This is a genomic window from Burkholderia dolosa, assembly GCF_902499135.1.
GTDB classification, from domain to species: domain Bacteria; phylum Pseudomonadota; class Gammaproteobacteria; order Burkholderiales; family Burkholderiaceae; genus Burkholderia; species Burkholderia dolosa.
Map to the genome: position 1 here is coordinate 30,848 of NZ_CABVPR010000007.1, position 17,216 is coordinate 48,063.

The window sequence follows — 17,216 nt, forward strand, 5'->3', positions numbered from 1 at the left end:
ATAAATGGCATTCGCCGCGACGGCGCGCGTCGAGCCCCGGACGCCGCGTGGCCCTTCCCGTTGTCGGGAAGGCGTCCCGGTTCGCCGCCGATGCGCGCGCCGTCCGATCGCCTGCGAGCCGTATCGAAACCCGGCCGCACGAACGGTCGCATCGATACCTCGTCCATCGGCCCGTAATCGAAGCGGACCATCCGGCTGCTCGCACACGTCAATGTCGCGACGAATCAGCCTGAGGCCCGTGCGGTTGCAGTCGGACAACCGCGCTCATCCCGTCCGTTCGGGCCTACGCCGTGCGCAAGCACATAATCCACCGGGTTCCCCTGCTGAAGCGATGTCGCACCGAAGATGGCCGTCGCCCGGAGCGAATCGCGGGAACCGGTTCGTCTCGTGCTCTACCAGCAGCTTCAATTGCGGCTGGAGCTTGTCGTCGGCGACTTCAAAGTTCATCGGCGTGTCGCCGCCCGGTCGCCAGTTCGGACCGAGAGCGCCGTCCAGCGGTACGCGAAGCAGGTTCGGTGTGTCGGCATGCAGCGCCGCATAGATGAGCGTTCCCCCGCAGATCGGGGACATACATCCGCGAACCGAAGTTGCCGCCGTCGATATGGACGTTGTCGGGCTCGAAACCGAATGCCTTCGGCGCGTCCCGATCGCCGGTGCCCGGCATTCATCCCGTCGACGGCGTTCCGAGCACCGCATGCAGGATGTATTCCGACGCTCACCTGAACCACCGCCGCACAGGTTGTGGTCGCAACAGTCCGGACAAAAGCAGGAAAAAGCTCGCTCACGAATCAGAGCCGGCCGCAGCGCGCGGCGCACTTAGGGTTACGCCGGTTGCTACCGGCCCGACGCAGCAGCCTGCCGTGCTCGACGCTCGCACTGCGAGCATTTGCTCGCAGTGCGAGCGCAATTGCCAATATTTCTTTGCGCCAGCTTATCTGCCGCGCCGCTCGGTCTTGTCGATGTGTTCGAGCGCCTTCTGAATAAGCTGTCTCATCCAGTCCGCGATGGTCATGTCCGCCTCCACGGCGAGCATCTTCAAGCGCTTGTGTACCACCCGCTCAAGATCGAAATTGATTCGCACCGAGCCGGTATTCGCCACGCTGCGCGGAGCGGACTTCGCCGGCTTCTGCGCTGTGGACGCGCGCGACGCCGTCGTCCTCTTCGTAGCCGGCTCTGCCCGGCCCCGCTTGGTCGCCGGTGCGCTTTCGGAACCCGTATTGCCGTCGTGCCCGAACAGATCGCGGTTTGCCGTGGAGGCTTTCGATGTCGAGCCCTTGGCGCGCTTTGCCGGCGCCGTGGCGTTGCGGAGCTTTTGAGTTTTTGCTGTACTCATTTGCGTTACTCACTTGATTTCCACGAAGCTCGCATCGTAACCGAAACATCTGCCCGCTAACACCGGGGGAAGTCCTTCTCGCAAGCGTTCACGCGTTGCACCGCCGTTGCTCGTATTGGAAGCGCTCGTAAAGACGTCGTGCGGCTTGCCCTGTCACGCTGCAGGTCGGCCATTTTGTTCGAGCAAATTCAAAGGCTTACGAGCTAGTATGCGGCGCAAGCGAAACCTTACAAAGCGCTTTATGGCGCGCCCGTTATAGTGACCATTACCAATAAAAAAGCCGCCTTGCAGGCGGCTTGTTGGCTTTCCATGACAGTACGACGCAGTCGTTCTCCAGCGCCGGCGCGCGGCGACGCGCGTCAAGATGCATACGCGTCGATCCCGGCATTCGCCGACTTGCGTGACGCGGCTTTTCGCTTGTCTTGACGTCGAAACCGACGCGCTCGTCGACATAGCCCGTACACCCACCGCTGAGCCGATCATTTCACGTCAGACATTTGAAGGACCGGCCGCAGCGACATCGCAGTCCGCTACCGTTGCTGTCGGTGTTCGGGTCGAACGAGCTGATCGATGAGCGTACGCACGACCTCGGACACGCTCATCCCGTTTTCGAGTGCGTACAGCTTCAGCAATCGATGCACCGACGGCGTGATGTCGAGGTTGAGTCTGATCGGCTTTTCCGGTCGCGCCTTCGCCGCTTGAGACTGCACGAGCGCTGCGCCGACCATGAAGTCCATCGGATTGCCCGGCGTACTCTCATCCGCTGAAAGGCGTGGCTTCAACTGGAATTTGTTCATCTCGCTTCCATCCTTTAATCAAACACTCAACCGTGTATTTACTCATCCGCACTTGACACAAGCGCACGTCGTTTCGGGATTCTACCCCTCTGCCGAATTCGGGAACCTGGAGCCGTCGAAAGCATCGGCGCGGCATCCCGATCTGCATTGAATCGTCGACGGAACGATCCTGCGGCCGACTTGCGCAGCGCATCGCGCTCGTTCCTGAGCGCGGACGGGTTCGTCATCGGACCGGCAAGCCGCCGTGCCGGGCAATTCGAAGAAGTCACGGCTTGTCGAGCTGACGGCGGTGACTCGATGGCTCCGACCGGCGTCGTGCAGCGGCCAACCGATATCGGCGGTTCGATCGGTACTTGTCAAGGACAATGGAATTGCAGCGGCGTCGCGGCGATCCGAGAACCGCCGTGCGATCGCTCGCTTGCCAGTGTCGGGCACGCCGGCATCGACCTGTTCAGCAGCGAGATGCTCGGCAAGTTGAGCGGCGACCCTGGATTTTGCAACGCCGCTGTTTGCAGCGCGTATCAGAACAATCATCGCATTCCCGGTTAATTTTGTTTATTTAACTCAAATGTTCAATAGTTTCATTTGAGTCGTTGAGTTAAGTATCGAGGAACAATGTGCACATCGTCAATCGCGCCGTAAACAATCCCAAGTTTTATTGCAAGAGTTTTTGCACCGCCCCGGTGCAGCGTCGGCCAAGTCTGCTCCGGGAAGATACCGCTCCAGCGCACAGACGGTAGAAGATAAAAATTTCAGCCACAACCGCAGGTTCATGAAAACACGCCGTTATAGAGCGAAGCTTCTCCGCCTCACGGACACGTCCGTATTCCTGCCTCGAATTTCCCGACCGGCTTGCACAAACAGACGCACTACGACGGCATGCCGCCCGAGCGGCCTGCAGCCGCCAAAGCGACGCACGTACCCGACGTCAAGGCGCGCGATAACGGCTGGCGCTTCCCAAAGTGTTGTGTACCAGCGAGGTTCCCCGAGTGTGTGCCGATCGCGCTTGGCGCGCAGTGGTCGTATTTTGCGTTTTTCGATGCTTGCCGTCGGCCCGCGTTTTCCTCGAAGTCGACTGACAACTGATGAAGCGGGAGTCTATCTATCTTTCTCGACTCGTGGAGCGTGTCGGCATTCGCTCGACATCAAAGTTAACCATTCTTTACAGTTTACGATCCAGCCGGAATGGCCCTTACTAAATCACACGGATTGGTAATTGCTCGACCAGGCCGGCGCCCGGATTTCCGTTCGCTTCCCCGCGCAGCGATCGCATGCCGTTAACCATCCGCCGCCGCTGAATCCGCATGCCGTCCGGCGAGTATTGGACAGGCCGAGCGGCCGCGTGCCGCTCAGCCGCCGGCAGCCCGCGGCAAACGCCGCGGAGTGACGATTTGCCGGATCCGGCGCACCGACGCCGGCGATCGCCATGCCACTACACGTAACGACAACCGGCGCGCGAACACATTCGCAAACCATGCGTCCGACACACTTTTCAGTGCCGCCGACGCGAGCCATGTCGGATGGCGATCCTGCTCGCGCCTACCGGGATTAACGCACGGCCGTTGCTTGTGTCGTGCAACGTGCCTGCCGCAACCTTCCCGCTCTGCGCGCAACAGCTTTATTCAGTCGTCGACAGCGCTGCAACATGGTCTAGCTCGGGGCCAAATATTTGAGTTGAGTGTCTGGATATTTTGATTTGAGTAATTTCCGCCCCCTCGAATTACTCAACGATTCTTCGTGTTCTTTTAAGCCGTGCGCACTACCGCGCGAGACAAATTTCAATCCTTAACCATTCTTAATATTCTGTGGCGAGAAAGACACGTTCGAATTACGGCGATATATGTCTTTTACCGCGACTCGCTGACGTCTACGCTTTATTTCGTCTTCCATCCAGGCATGAACCTGCCGTTCCGATTCGCCTCTCCGCCCCGCCACACAAGGATTCGCCGATTTTTCGCGACCCCTGACGCGTGAAATCCTCCCGATCATGAATTACTCAATTCCACGCATGATTAACTCCCTTACTCAGTCACTCATATACTTTTTTCTAAACGTTTACGCTACGATCAATTCGATCTTTTGAGTAAATAGAAATAACACGCATGAACTCCCGATGCGTGAATGCGTGGGCTGTCGCGGGAGAGAAACGGGGCGCATTGCTGTTCACGCGCATATCCTCTTCAATAGGGAATCAAGAATGAATAAGAACTATCGATCCGTATGGAACGATGCTCTCGGCGCGTGGGTCGCTGTGTCCGAACTGGATACTGCGCGCGGCAAAAGCGCCGGCAGTGTCGTCGTCAGTTCGCCGGGTACAAATAGCGGCGCCATTGGCACCGGCATCGTAGACGGCTTCTTCGACGGGATGCCGGCGCTCAGCGTGCTCACCGTCGCTGCCGTTGCCGTTGTTGCCGGCCTGAGCGCGCCAGATGAAGCATATGCACAGTCCGTAAATATCCCCGGGGGTAGTCCTGCTTGTACGGAAACAACCGTAGCCGGCACGCTGAAAGATATCGCCATCGGGTGCGGCTCGACCGCTGCGTCGTCCGGCACGATCGCCATCGGTGGCAATGCGATCTCGATGGGTCCAAACTCGACCGTCGTAGGTACCAATGCGACGGCCTCGGTGCAAGGCGCATCCGCCTTCGGTACTGCCGCACGAGCAACCGGTCTGAATTCCGTCGCGTTCGGTCCCGGTGCGCGCTCTAGCGGAAGCGCCAGTGCGGCTATCGGGATTGGCTCGAACGCGAGCGGCGACACGGCTACCGCAATTGGCGCGACTTCGACTGCGTCGGGCGACAACTCGGTCGCCATCGCTCCCGGTGCGAACGCAGCAGGAGACTCCAGCATGGCGCTCGGCGTAACTTCGAGCGCAAGCTCGGCAAGCACGTTTGGTTTGGCCGTCGGCGCACAGTCACTGGTGACCGGTCCAAACGCCGTCGCCCTTGGCCGTCAGGCAACGGCTACCGGCGCACAAGCGATGGCGCTCGGATATTCAGCCGAAGCAGACGGAACCAACTCGACTGCCCTTGGCATGAACGCGTTGGCGAGTTCAACATCGAGCATGGCGCTCGGTGCATCGTCAATCGCAAGTGGACAAAGCGCGGTTGCTGTCGGTGTCGGGGCAACGGCGAGTCTGGCGAATAACGTCGGCATCGGTACGTCGGCGACGGCGAGCGGCACGGGCTCGATGGCAGTTGGTACGTCGGCGATAAGCAACAATACGAATTCGCTCGTCGTTGGTAACAGTGCTCTGGCCTCCGGTGTGAACGCGACAGTCGTTGGTATGAATTCAACGGCGTCAAATACGAACGCAACGGCGGTGGGTGTTTCGGCGGTTGCGTCTGGCCTGCGTGCCGTGACTATCGGCTCGGGAACCAGAGCGAACGGCACCGACTCTTTCGCAGCAGGCACGAACGCGGTAGCTGGCGTATCCGGCAGCACAACGATCATCAACGACCTTGCCCTCGGAACCGGCGCGTCAGCTGTCGGGGGAAATTCGGCGGCAATCGGCGGGGCCGCAGTTGCTACCGCCGCAGGCGCGATGGCACTCGGTAACGGCGCAACGGCTGCGAACGCCAATAGCCTTGCGTTGGGTACAGGTTCCGTCACGGCCGCCGCCAACCCGACGCCTAATGGAGTCATCGGCGGCAAGACGTACACGTATGCGGGCGGTGCACCGGCGAGCGTTGTTAGCGTAGGCAAGCCCGGCACTGAACGCCAGGTCACGAACGTCGCCGCAGGTCGCGTCACCGCCACGAGCACCGACGCAATCAACGGCTCGCAGCTCTTCGCGACGGATACCGCGATCGAAACGCTTTCCACTTCGACTTCCACCGCTGTTTCGAGCCTGAGCACCGGCCTGTCGACCACGAACAGCAACCTCGATTCGCTCAGCACGTCCACGAGCACGACGGCATCGAGCCTGAGCACCGGCCTTTCCACCACGAACAGCAATCTCGATTCCCTTTCCACTTCGGCATCGACGGCAGTTAGCTCGCTTTCGACCGGCGTTTCGTCGCTGAGCACTGGCGTCTCCAGCCTCAGCACCGGCCTTTCGACTGTCACGAGCGGCGTGAATTCCCTGAGCACGGGCGTGTCCTCGCTGTCGACGGGGCTTTCCACGACAAACAGCAACGTGTCGTCGCTCAGCACACTCGTTTCCACGATTGCCCCGCATTACGTGAGCATCAACGACAACGGCACGCAGCAAGGCAACTACGACAACAAGGGTGCGACGGGCGTAAATGCGATTGCTGTCGGTACGAACGCGACTTCGGCCGGTGCAAGCGCTGTTGCTCTGGGTGACGGTGCAACGGGCGCAGCAGCGAATTCGGTTGCAATCGGGCAGAACGCCGCAACGACGAATGCCGGCGACGTTGCTTTGGGCTCCGGTTCGGTGACGGCAGCAGCAAACCCCACTGCGGGCGCAACGATTGGCGGAAATGCCTACACGTTTGCAGGCGCGAAGCCGACGAGCGTCGTCAGCGTCGGCGCGAACGGTGCGGAACGGCAAATCACGAACGTCGCGGCCGGCCGGCTTACCGCGGACAGCACCGATGCCGTCAACGGGTCGCAGCTCCATGCGACGAACCTGGCCGTCGATTCGTTGAGCACGTCCACGAGCACCGGTATTTCTTCGCTTTCGACGGGCGTGTCTTCGCTGTCGACCGTTGCGAGCTCCTTGAGCACGGGCGTGTCTTCCCTGTCTACCGGTGTGTCGTCGCTCAGCACGGGCGTGTCGTCGCTTTCGACGGGTGTCAGCTCGCTCAGCACTTCTGCTTCCACGGCGGTTTCAAGCCTGAGTACCGGCGTGTCGTCCCTGTCCACGGTCGCCAGCTCGCTGTCGACCGGCGTTTCCTCGCTGAGTACGGGCCTGTCGTCGCTTTCGACTTCCACGTCGACGGCAGTGTCTTCGCTGAGCACCGGCATTTCGGGCGTGACGAGCGCGGTCAATTCGCTGTCGACCTCGGCATCGACCGGCATCGGCAGCCTGTCCACGGGCTTGTCCACGACGAACAGCAACGTCGCCTCGCTGAGCACGGTAGTCGACGCGAACAAGACGCACTACTACAGCGTGAACGACGGCGGCACGCAAGGTTCGAACTACGACAACAAGGGTGCAACGGGCGTCAACGCAATCGCAGCTGGCGTGGGTGCGTCGGCAGGCGGTGCGGCCGCCGCAGCCGTCGGCTACAACTCGCAAGCGCTGGCCGCGTCCAGCGTCGCCGTGGGCGACAGCAATACGGTGGCCGCAACGGCCGGCCCAGGCTCCGTCGCGATCGGGTCGAAATCGGCGGTACTGAGCGGCAGCGCCGTTGCAATCGGCAACCAGCAGACCGCAAGCGGCGACGGTGCCGTCGCGATCGGCGATCCCAATTCCGCAACCGGCACGGGTGCGGTGACGGTCGGCGCGAACAACACGGCAAACGGCACGGGTGCATTGGCGATGGGCAATTCCAACACCGCCACGGGCACGGGCTCGATCGCGCTGGGCAACACGTCCACGGCAGCGGGCAGCGGCGGCGTCGCATTCGGTTCCGGCGCAACGGCGGCGAACGCGAACGACGTCGCGCTCGGCAGCGGCTCCGTGACGGCGGCGCCTAATCCGACGCCGAACGCAACGATCGGCGGCACGCAATACGCATTTGCCGGCGCAACGCCGCAAAGCGTCGTGAGCGTCGGCGCGAAAGGCGCAGAGCGGCAAATCACGAACGTTGCGGCCGGGCAGCTCAGTGCGGACAGCACCGATGCGGTGAACGGCTCGCAGCTCAATGCGACCAACCTCGCGGTCGACTCGCTGTCCACGAGCGCAAGTACGGGGATCGCTTCGCTCAGCACCGGCGTGTCGTCGCTGTCCACCGGCGTGAGTTCGCTGTCGACGGGGCTGTCGTCGTTGAGCACGTCGACGTCCACGACCGCAAGCTCGCTGTCCACGGGGCTGTCCGGCGCGGTGAGCAGCATCGGCTCGCTGAGCACGGGCGTCTCGTCGCTTTCGACCGGCGTATCGAGCCTGAGCACCGGCCTGTCGTCGCTGTCCACCTCTGCTTCGACCGGCCTTTCGTCGTTGAGCACGGGTGTGAGCTCGCTGAGTACGTCCGCTTCGACCGGAATTTCCAGCCTCAGCACCGGGCTGTCTTCGCTGAGCACGTCCACGAGCACGACGGCCAGCTCGCTTTCTACGGCCGTGTCGGGCGCGATCAGCACTATTTCGTCGCTGAGCACGTCCGCGTCGACCGGCATCGGTTCGCTGAGCACGGGCGTTTCGTCGCTCAGCACGGTCACGTCGACGGTCGCGAGTTCGCTGTCGACGGCGATTTCCGCGAGCAAGACGCACTACTATTCGGTCAACGACAACGGCGTGCAACGCGCCAACTACGACAACGACGGTGCGAGCGGCGTGAATGCCATCGCGGCCGGCGTTGGCGCGACGGCGGCCGGAAGCGGCGCGACGGCAATCGGCTATTCCGCGAATGCAGCCGGGCAAAGCGCAGTAGCTGTCGGCGACAGCGCGCAGGCCACCGCGGCAAACGCGGTCGCGATCGGCCGCGGCGCGACCGCATCGACCCCGAACTCGGTCGCGCTCGGCGACGGCGCGGTGACGGCCGCAGCCGTTCCGACCTCGACCGGCACCGTCGGCGGCAAGACGTACGCATACGCGGGCACGACGCCGGCCGGTGTCGTCAGCGTCGGCGCGAAGGGTACGGAACGCCAGCTCACGAACGTTGCAGCAGGCCAGGTCACGCAAGACAGCACGGACGCGATCAACGGGTCGCAGCTCTTCGCGACGAACAGCGCGATCGACACGCTGTCGACGTCCACGTCGACCGCCGTTTCGAGCCTCAGCACCGGCGTGTCCTCACTGTCGACGTCGGCCAGCACCGGAATTTCGTCGCTGAGCACGGGCGTGTCGTCGCTGTCGACCGGCCTGTCTTCGCTCAGCACTTCCGCGTCGACCGGAATCTCGAGCCTCAGCACATCGGCTTCGACTGCCGTTTCGTCGCTCAGTACCGGCGTTTCTTCTCTGAGTACTGGCGTCTCTTCGCTGAGTACTGGCGTTTCTTCGCTGAGCACCGGCCTGTCGTCGCTGTCGACCTCAGCAAGCACCGGAATCTCGTCTCTGAGCACGTCCGCTTCGACCGGCCTGTCGTCGTTGAGCACTGCGACGTCGGCGAGCCTGTCGACGATCGCGAGCGGCATCGGCTCCGTTTCCTCGTCGGTTTCCACGGGGCTCTCCACCGTGACGAGCGGAATCGTGTCGCTGTCGACCGGCCTGTCCAGCGCGACGAGCTCGCTGTCGACCGCGATTTCGGCCAGCAAGACGCACTACTATTCGGTCAACGACAACGGCGTGCAAGGCGCGAACTACGACAACGACGGCGCAACCGGCATCAACGCGCTGGCGGCCGGGGTGGGCGCAACGGCGGGCGGCGCCGCAGGTGTCGCGATCGGCCGCGACGCGAACGCGACCGGCGCCGGCGCCGTCGCAATCGGCTCGGGGGCCGCGGCAACGAACGCGGGCGACGTCGCGCTGGGTTCGGGCTCCGTTACCGCAGCGCCCAACCCGACGGCGGGCGCCACCATCGGCGGAAATGCGTACACGTTTGCCGGTGCCAATCCGCAAAGCGTCGTGAGCGTCGGCGCAAAGAACGCCGAGCGTCAGATCACGAACGTGGCCGCAGGCCAGATCACGAAGGACAGTACCGACGCGATCAACGGCTCGCAGCTCTATGCGACGAACACGGCAATCGACTCGTTGAGTACGTCCACCAGTACCGGGATCTCTTCGCTGTCGACGGGCATTTCGTCGCTGTCGACTTCGACGAGCACCGGATTGTCGACGGTGACGAGCGGTATCGGTTCGCTGAGCACGGGCATTTCGTCGCTCAGCACGTCGACTTCGACGGGTCTGTCCACGGTCGCGAGCGGCATCAATTCGCTGTCGACTTCGACGTCGACGGCGGTGTCGAGCCTGAGCACCGGTATTTCGGGCGTCACGAGCAGCATCGGTTCGCTGTCGACGTCCGCCAGCACCGGCATTTCGTCGCTGAGCACCGGTGTGTCGTCGCTGTCGACTTCGGCTTCGACCGGAATTTCGAGCATCAGCACGAGTCTGTCGACGGTTGCGAGCAGCGTCGACTCGCTGTCCACGTCCACGAGCACCGGCCTCTCTTCGTTGAGCACGGGTGTGTCGTCGCTCAGCACCGGGATTTCGTCGCTGTCGACGTCGGCATCGACGGGCATTTCGTCGTTGAGCACGTCGACTTCGACGGTTGCGAGCTCGCTGAGCACCGGTGTTTCTTCTCTCAGCACCAGCGCATCGACCGGCATTTCGTCGTTGTCCACGTCTGCGAGCACCGCGCTGTCGACGGTCACGAGCGGGATCGGCTCGCTGTCGACCGGCGTATCGTCGCTCAGCACCGGCGTCAGCTCGCTGTCGACGTCGACCAGCACCGGTATTTCGTCGCTGTCCACGGCCATTTCCGCGAGCAAGACGCATTACTACAGCGTCAACGACGATGGCAAGCAGCAAGGCAACTACAACAACGACGGCGCGACCGGCCTGAATTCGCTGGCAGCCGGTACGAACGCCACCGCAAGCGGGGCAAGCGCCGTTGCGATCGGCGACGGCGCAAATGCGAAGAACGACAATTCCGTCGCGCTCGGCGCCGGCTCGATCACGGACGTTGCGCATCCGACGCCGAGCGCCGTGATCGGCGGCACGACGTATCAATTCGCCGGCGCGAATCCGGTCGGCGTCGTGAGCGTCGGCGCACCGGGCAAGGAACGCCAGATCACGAACGTCGCGGCCGGTCAGATTTCGAAGGACAGCACCGACGCGATCAACGGTTCGCAGCTTTATGCGACGAACCAGTCGATCGAATCGCTCAGCACGTCGACGAGCACGGGCATTTCCAGTCTGAGCACCGGGGTGTCGTCGCTGTCGACCGGTCTTTCGACGGTGACGAGCAGCGTGATCTCGCTGAGCACGTCGACTTCGACCGGAATCTCCAGCCTCAGCACGGGCGTGTCTTCGCTCAGCACGTCGACGTCGACCGGCATCAGCAGCCTGAGCACCGGTCTGTCGACCGTCACGAGCCGCGTCGATTCGCTGTCGACGTCGACCAGCACCGCGATTTCGTCGCTGAGCACCGGCGTATCGTCGCTGTCGACTTCGACGTCGACCGGTATCTCGTCGTTGAGCACCGGCGTGTCGTCGTTGTCGACCTCCACTTCCACCGCGGTATCGAGCCTGAGCACTGGTCTCTCCACGGTCGTGAGTTCGGTCGACTCGCTCAGCACGTCCACGTCCACCGGCATTTCTTCGCTGTCGACGGGTATCTCGTCGTTGAGCACGTCCACGTCGACCGCGGTTTCGAGCCTGAGCACCGGTATCTCGTCGCTGTCGACGTCGACCAGCACGGGCATCTCGAGTCTCAGCACCGGCATTTCGTCGCTGAGCACGTCGACCAGCACGGCCGTTTCGTCATTGAGCACCGGTGTGTCGTCGCTGTCGACCGGCCTGTCGTCGCTGTCCACTTCCGCCAGCACCGGCATCAGTTCGCTGTCGACGGGCCTCAGCTCGATCTCGACGGGACTGTCGACGGTGACGAGCGGTATCGATTCGCTGTCGACTTCGACCAGCACCGGCATCTCGAGCCTGAGCACCGGCATCTCGAGCCTGAGCACCGGCATTTCGTCGCTGAGCACGTCGACCAGTACGGCCGTTTCGTCGCTGAGCACCGGCGTGTCGTCGCTGTCGACCGGCCTGTCGACCGTGACGAGCTCGGTTACGTCGCTGAGCACGTCGACGTCCACTGCAACGAGTTCGCTGTCGACGAGCATCAGTTCGTTGTCGACTTCGACGTCGACGGCGGTATCGAGCCTGAGCACGTCGACGTCGACCGGCATGTCGTCGCTGTCGACCGGCATGAGTTCGCTGTCGACCGGCCTCTCGACGGTCACGAGCGGCCTCGAGTCGCTGAGCACGTCGACGTCGACCGGCATCACGTCGCTGTCGACGGCGATCGGCGCGATCGGCGCCGCGAAGCCGCACTACGTGAGCGTGAACGACAACGGAACGCAGCAAGGGAACTACAACAACGACGGCGCAACGGGCGTCAATGCCGTCGCGATCGGCACGAACGCCACGGCCGCAGGTGCGAGTGCAATCGCGCTGGGCAACGGCGCAGCCGCCGCGGCCGTCGGTGCAACGGCGATCGGCGCGAAATCGGCCGCATCCGGGGCGGGCGCCACTGCGCTCGGCCAGGGCGCGGTCGCGAGCGCGCCGAATTCCGTTGCGCTCGGCAGCGGCTCGATCGCCGACGAACCGAACACCGTATCGATCGGGTCCGCGGGCAACGAGCGGCGTCTGACGAACGTGGCGCCGGGCATCAATCCGACCGACGGCGTGAACGTGTCGCAGCTGCAAAGCGTGCGGAACGACCTGAACAACTCGATCAATTCGGTGGCACGCAAGGCGTACGGCGGTATCGCTGCGGCGACGGCGCTCACGATGATTCCCGACGTCGATCAGGGCAAGACGCTCGCGCTCGGTATCGGCGGCGCGAGCTTCCAGGGTTACGGCGCGACGGCAATCGGCTTCACCGCGCGCATCACCAACAACCTGAAAGTGCGGGCCGGTGTCGGGATCAGCAGCGGCGGGCAATCGTACGGGGTCGGTGCGTCCTACCAGTGGTAACGACGTAATTCGTAGACGCCGCAACTCGCGGAACGGGCGCTGTTCGACGCCCGTTCCGCGCAACGAACAACCGAGGAAATCAGAATGTCAGCGAAATCACTTTTCATTCTCTGGGCGACCGCCCTGCTCGCGGCGTGCTCGTCGTCGCAGGGGCCGACGTGGAATGCGTATCGCGTCGGCCTGCCGAACGGGCAACAGGCGTACCGCGTCGACTGCCACGGTCTCTTCGAGGGACAGCAGACCTGCTTCTCGCAGGCAGCCGAAATCTGCGGGAAAAAGCAGGTACAGCCGCTCGAGCAGGTCGCGCCGCTCGGCGACGAGCAGAATCCGCGCGACGTGCGCATCCTGACGTTCCAGTGCGCGGCGCCGCCGCAATCCGCGCCGGCCGTCGTGGCTAAGCCGGCACCGGCACCCGCCGCGGCCGTCGCTGCGCCGGCTCCCGCGAAGCGCATCACGCTCGACAGCGATGCGAATTTCGACACCGACCGCGCGACGTTGAAACCGGATGCGCGCGACAGGCTCGACGTGCTGATCGACGCCGCGCGCGGCACCACGTTCCAGACGGTCGCGATCGCCGGCTACACGGACTCGACGGGTACGGCCGAGCACAATCAGCGGTTGTCCGAGCGGCGCGCACAAGCGGTCGCGCAGTATCTGCGCGAGCACGGGTTGCGGGCGCAAAAGTTCGACGTGCGCGGCTACGGCGAAAGCAATCCCGTCGCCACCAACACGACGGCGGCGGGCCGTGCGAAGAATCGCCGGGTCGACATCACGCTCGAATGACGGATATCGCGCGTCGGCGCGTCGCGCTTCACCGCGCCGACGCGCCGACGCGCCGCCTGTAGCGACCCGATCCGTTCCATTTCCGCGATCCGCACTTTATCCACACGCACGTACGCATTTTGAGCAGTCAAGTCACGCAGTCACAGCACCTCGAGAACCAGAACATGAAAATCGGAATCTCTGTACTCACGCACACGGGGCAGTCGATATGGGAAAACGGATTAGGTCAGAACATCTTCTATTTCCTGCAACTGCTGCGCGAGCTGCCTTTCGTGACCGATATCGTGCTTCTGAACTGCGGCGATCAACGGTCTTTGCCGCCGGAAGCCGAAGCGCTCGCAGGCGACGTGCCGCTCGTCGCACCGCGTGAGCTCGCCGAACTGCCGGACGTCATTTTCGAAATGGGCGGCGGGCTCGACGTCGAATGGCTCGACTACGCGCGTGCGCGCGGAAAAAAAGTCGTGTTCTTCTGTTGCGGTCAGCCGTACGTCGGCTTGATCGAGCCGAGTGTATTTCAGCGGGACGGCTATTTCTCGCGCGCGACGCGCTGCGACGAAATCTGGATTCTCGGCAAGGATCGCGCACTGATGCCGATGCTGCGCACGCTGCACCGCTGCCCCGTGTTCGAAGTGCCGTTCCTGTGGGACAGCACGTTCATCGAACAACGCATTCAGGCGGTCGAGCAAGCCGGGCTGCGCTTCGGATACGAACCGCGTTCGGCCCGCGGCGAAACGGGCCCGCGCGGGCTGCGCTTCGCGGTATTCGAGCCGAACATTTCCGTCGTGAAATGCTGCGTGATCCCGATGCTCGTCGGCGAAGCCGCATTTCGCGCGGACACGAACGCGGTCAGATCGCTGCACGTGCTCAACAGCGCACACATGCGCGATCATCCGTCGTTCTCGTTCATGCTCGGTTCGATGGATCTGAACCGTCACGAGCGCGTACGCATCGACGGCCGCCACGATTTCGCCGGCTTCATGAGCCAGAACGCGGATGCCGTGATCGCGCATCAATGGCAGAACGACCAGAACATCCTGTATCTCGACGCGCTGTACGGCGGCTATCCGCTGATTCACAACTCGCCGTGGCTGTCGAACCTCGGCTACTACTACGCCGACTCCGATATCGAGGCCGGCGCAGTCCAACTGCTGCGCGCCGTTCAGCATCACGACACGGATCACAAGTACTACACGCAGCGCGCACGCAGCTTCCTGATGTCGCTCGCGCCGCGCGCGAACGCGAACTGCTCGGTCTACGCGCGCCGCCTGCTCGCGCTGACGGCCGAGAACGCGGGGGTGCCGGCATGAGCAAGCTGAAGGTCGGCGTGACGATCTATCTGCGCAACGGCCAGCAATCGATCTGGGAAAACGGCATCTTTCAGAACTGCTATTTCCTCACGATGCTGCTGAAGCACGCGCCGAACGTCGAAGCCGCGTACCTGGTAAACGGCGGCGACGGCGATCCGGCCGCGGCCGCGCAGTTTCTCGAGTTCGCGCCCGTGCCCGTGATCGACCTCGATACGGCGCGGCAGACGCTCGACGTCGTCATCGAGCTGAGCGCGCAGCTCAACCCCGACTGGGCGCGCGCGTTCTGCGACAAAGGCGGCCGCGTGATCGGCATGCGCGTCGCGAACGACTACGTGATCGACATCGAACGGATGATGTTCGCGTTGCCGCACGGGATGCTCGTGTCGGGCACGCCGTACAGCGCAATCTGGACGCTGCCCGCCTTCGAGAAGACCTGCGCCGGCTACTACGAGACCGCACTGCGCGCGCCGGTCACCGCGATGCAGCATCTATGGAGCCCCGCGCTCGTCGAGCGCGCGGCGAACGGTGCGTTCGGCTATCGGCCGGGCCGGCCGCGCTGGCGTGTCGCCGTGCTCGAACCGAACATCTGCATGGTGAAGACGTCGCACATTCCGATGCTCGTGGCCGACCTCGCGCACCGCCAACAGCCGGACCTCATCGAGTATCTGCGCGTGTTCAACACGATGCAGCTGAAAGGCGACGCGCAATTCGTCGGTTTTGCACGCAGTCTCGATCTCGTCGTGCAGGGCCGCGCGACCTTCGAGCCGCGCTTGCCCGTCCACGAAATTCTCACGCAGCAGGCCGACGCAATCGTGTCGCATACGTGGGAGAACGCGCAGAACTACGTCTACTACGAAGCGCTGCACGGCGGCTATCCGCTCGTGCACAACTCGGATCTGCTCGGCGGCTGCGGCTACCGGTACGCGGATTTCGACTGCGAAGACGGTGCGCTCGCGCTGCGCGAAGCGTTCGCCGTGCACGACGCGTGCGTCGACGACTATCGCGCGAGCGCACGTGCGTTCCTGGCAACGCTCGATCCGCTCGCGCGTGCCAATGTCGAGCAGTACAGCGCGGCCATCGCGGCGGTTGTCAACGGTTGATTGATCGGTTCATCACGAGAACGACGGAGGAATAGATGAAGTTTCCATGCGGATTGCGCATCGGCATCACGATCGGGCTGCGCCACGCGGATGAAAGCCTGTGGGTCAACGGCATCAAGCAGAACGCGCTGTATCTCGCGATGCTGTTCCAGAGCTCGCCGCTCTGCCACGACGTCGTGCTCGTGAACACGACCGACGTTCCGGTCACGTTCGCGCTGCCGTGGGACCTGGAGCGGTTCCCGACCTGCACGTTCGAGGATGCGAAAGACACGCTCGACGTGCTGATCGAACTGGGCGGCCAGATCAGCAACGAGCAGACCGCATACCTGAAAGCGTGCGACACGAAGATCGTCAGCTACTGCTGCGGGCCGGAGTACGTGCAGATGACCGAAGCGATGATCTTCGGCCGTCGTCTGACCGATCACGTGTTCATCAACCAGAACTACGACCAGGTGTGGGTCATTCCTCAGGTGATGGAGACGACCGCCGGTTTTCTCGGCGTGCTTCGCCGCCAGAAAGTCGTGCCGGTGCCGTTCGTGTGGCATCCGATGTGCGTGGAGATGCGCACGAAACATTTGCCGTTTGCCGGCGAGTACCGGCCGGGCAAAACGGCAGCACGCGTTTCGATCATGGAACCGAACATCGACGTGCTGAAGTTCTGCCTGAACCCGCTTCTGATCGCGGAAAGCGCATACCGGCAGGTAGGCGACAAGCTCGGATTCGTCCATGTGACGAACGCCGAACATCTGGCGCGCGATTGCCCCGAATTCATCGGCATCGCGCATTACCTCGATCTCGTGCGCGACAACAAGGTCAGTTTCGTCGGCCGGCACGATACGCCGCAGTTCCTCGCCGAGCATACGGACATCGTCGTGTCGCACCAATGGGGGCTCGCGCTGAACTACTTCTATTTCGACGTCGCGTGGAACGGCTACGCGCTCGTACACAACGCGCATCTGTGCAAGGACATCGGCTACTACTACGCGGAAAGCGACATCGAAGCCGGCGCGCGGCAACTCGTGCGCGCGATCGAACACCACAACGACGACTGGGAAGCGTATCGCGAACGCCAGCGCGCAGCCATCCGCCCTTTCCTCGCGACGCACGAACCGCTGGTCGCGCGTTACGACGAACTGCTCGGCGAGCTGCTCGCCGCGCGCGACGTGCCCGTTGCGGCCTGACCCGGACCAACAG

Annotated in this window: 7 protein-coding genes and 3 pseudogenes; 8 read left to right on the forward strand and 2 right to left on the reverse strand. The window is 63.1% G+C overall.

Translation table 11 applies throughout. The features are described 5' to 3' along the window. Positions 1-931 precede the first annotated feature (931 nt). A complete protein-coding gene (locus BUB20358_RS05275; RefSeq protein ID WP_123806781.1) occupies positions 932-1,333 on the reverse strand; it encodes a hypothetical protein in 402 nt (133 codons plus the stop codon). A 530-nt stretch (positions 1,334-1,863) separates the two neighbouring features. Next, a complete protein-coding gene (locus BUB20358_RS05280) occupies positions 1,864-2,130 on the reverse strand; it encodes a hypothetical protein (RefSeq protein ID WP_035975603.1) in 267 nt (88 codons plus the stop codon). A 147-nt stretch (positions 2,131-2,277) separates the two neighbouring features. On the opposite strand from BUB20358_RS05280, the gene BUB20358_RS05285 reads away from it, so the two are divergent. The 8 genes and pseudogenes from BUB20358_RS05285 (at position 2,278) to BUB20358_RS05350 (ending at position 17,203) form a co-directional block, all read left to right on the forward strand. Further along, positions 2,278-2,679, forward strand: a complete 402-nt coding sequence (locus BUB20358_RS05285) for a hypothetical protein (RefSeq protein ID WP_123806782.1) — start codon at positions 2,278-2,280, stop codon at positions 2,677-2,679. Positions 2,680-4,327: 1,648 nt separating this feature from the next. Beyond that, a pseudogene (locus BUB20358_RS28750) lies at positions 4,328-5,137 on the forward strand (ESPR-type extended signal peptide-containing protein); the annotation flags it as partial. A 483-nt stretch (positions 5,138-5,620) separates the two neighbouring features. Continuing rightward, a pseudogene (locus BUB20358_RS28655) lies at positions 5,621-12,310 on the forward strand (ESPR-type extended signal peptide-containing protein); the annotation flags it as partial. Positions 12,311-12,418: 108 nt separating this feature from the next. Then, a pseudogene (locus BUB20358_RS28755) lies at positions 12,419-12,832 on the forward strand (YadA family autotransporter adhesin); the annotation flags it as partial. 84 nt (positions 12,833-12,916) lie between these two features. Beyond that, on the forward strand, positions 12,917-13,615 hold the full coding sequence (locus BUB20358_RS05335) for an OmpA family protein (protein ID WP_006767194.1): 699 nt from the start codon (positions 12,917-12,919) through the stop codon (positions 13,613-13,615). A gap of 164 nt (positions 13,616-13,779) precedes the next feature. Then, positions 13,780-14,922: a DUF2827 family protein gene (locus BUB20358_RS05340; protein ID WP_035975600.1), complete on the forward strand. Its 1,143-nt coding sequence runs from the start codon at positions 13,780-13,782 to the stop codon at positions 14,920-14,922. Continuing rightward, a complete protein-coding gene (locus tag BUB20358_RS05345) occupies positions 14,919-16,022 on the forward strand; it encodes a DUF2827 domain-containing protein (protein ID WP_006767192.1) in 1,104 nt (367 codons plus the stop codon). Before BUB20358_RS05340 ends, BUB20358_RS05345 begins: the two co-directional genes overlap by 4 nt. A gap of 35 nt (positions 16,023-16,057) precedes the next feature. Continuing rightward, the gene (locus BUB20358_RS05350) at positions 16,058-17,203 is read left to right on the forward strand and encodes a DUF2827 domain-containing protein (protein WP_006767191.1); all 1,146 of its coding nucleotides are present in this window, start codon (positions 16,058-16,060) and stop codon (positions 17,201-17,203) included. Positions 17,204-17,216: the final 13 nt, after the last annotated feature.

Excerpts from the sequence above, each read along its gene's own strand:
- BUB20358_RS05275 (WP_123806781.1), bottom strand. The coding sequence starts at position 1,333 with ATGAGTACAGCAAAAACTCAAAAGCTCCGCAACGCCACGGCGCCGGCA.
- BUB20358_RS05350 (WP_006767191.1), top strand. The coding sequence starts at position 16,058 with ATGAAGTTTCCATGCGGATTGCGCATCGGCATCACGATCGGGCTGCGC.
- BUB20358_RS05335 (WP_006767194.1), top strand. The coding sequence starts at position 12,917 with ATGTCAGCGAAATCACTTTTCATTCTCTGGGCGACCGCCCTGCTCGCG.
- BUB20358_RS05345 (WP_006767192.1), top strand. The coding sequence starts at position 14,919 with ATGAGCAAGCTGAAGGTCGGCGTGACGATCTATCTGCGCAACGGCCAG.
- BUB20358_RS05340 (WP_035975600.1), top strand. The coding sequence starts at position 13,780 with ATGAAAATCGGAATCTCTGTACTCACGCACACGGGGCAGTCGATATGG.
- BUB20358_RS05280 (WP_035975603.1), bottom strand. The coding sequence starts at position 2,130 with ATGAACAAATTCCAGTTGAAGCCACGCCTTTCAGCGGATGAGAGTACG.